Here is a 1,168-nt window from a genome sequence, read left to right on the forward strand (position 1 = left end):
TATGGAAGTTAAAGCAGCGCCCTTTAAGGAAGCCTCAGATCGGCAACAATTACGGTTAAAACCTACATAGCCTTACATTAAATAACAAGACTTAACACACTAAAAATTATAGTTAACTATAATTCGCCGCGAGTTTTTAGCCCTATCAACCTGCTTCGGAGATCTGAATGATTCGTACCTTAACCAGCTCGTTAAGTGCTTCACATGTTTTTCTATGCACCACTATCGCTATCACTCTTTTTTCGCCCAATAGCTTCGCCAACCCGCTCATGAGCAAAGAACAGTACGCCGACTATAGCGTACGCTATCAATGCGCCGAGATACTGTTTCATAATGATCTACAAAAGAAAGAAGCTGAACTCATTAAAATTGAAGACCAGTACGGCTTAACCGACGATAACTTTGATGCCTTTGACGAACTCATCACCGAATACGAGCGTGACGACACTTTGCTCGATACTGTCCGAGAACGCATCACTAAAGAATGCTCAAGCTAACAAAAAGTAAGAGGGCTCTATTCAATGAGCCCTTTCCTGTCACAATTTCTAATGGTAGAAACTGTCTTTCCCAAGCACTGTATATTCCAAACATATTCCCTGAGTTACTATAAGACACCTAATCAGAGGAATACTAAATGACTAACGTAGCCGACTATTTATTACTTACCGCAGCGTTTTCCTTACTGCTGTCTCTTGCCTTGGCTTGGTTAGCCTCCTTTATCCTTTACGCTGATATAAAAGCACTTAAGCGTCTATTTCCTGCTAGCCACCAGCTTATCCGAGCGCATATTGATTACATCTTGATGTGCCTATTGCTGGTAGCCTGCTATTATTTGAATGAAAAGCTTAGCCTAGAACTACCCGGCTGGGTCATTTACACCACGTGCTTTGGAGCACTGTACAACCCTTTCGGCTTCATTGTGCTAGCTATAAAACCTCACATGGCTAAGCCTAAGTCGACTAGCGATAAAGCCCGCATTCTTCTAGGCTTCTTACCCGCGACAATTGGCTACGGTTACATTATGTGGCTTACCTTGATCACATTATTGTAAGCCCAGTAATCAAACCGCTTCTTCGAGATGGTAAGTCTGTGGTTATTAGCTATGCTAAGGGGTAGAAACAAGCTTATTCAGCTCCATTACAATACAAAGACCACAAATGAAAGCATT

The 1,168-nt window shown here is 42.0% G+C and carries 2 protein-coding genes; both read left to right on the top strand.

Features of this window, described 5'->3' with window-relative positions; genetic code table 11:
• Positions 1 to 167 precede the first annotated feature (167 nt).
• Positions 168 to 497: a hypothetical protein gene (locus A3729_RS03765; protein ID WP_068554002.1), complete on the top strand. Its 330-nt coding sequence runs from the start codon at positions 168 to 170 to the stop codon at positions 495 to 497.
• A 137-nt stretch (positions 498 to 634) separates the two neighbouring features.
• Complete coding sequence (locus A3729_RS03770) at positions 635 to 1,051, top strand: hypothetical protein (RefSeq protein ID WP_068552917.1); 417 nt, start codon at positions 635 to 637, stop codon at positions 1,049 to 1,051.
• Positions 1,052 to 1,168 lie beyond the last annotated feature (117 nt).

The organism is Oleiphilus sp. HI0043 (genome assembly GCF_001634935.1).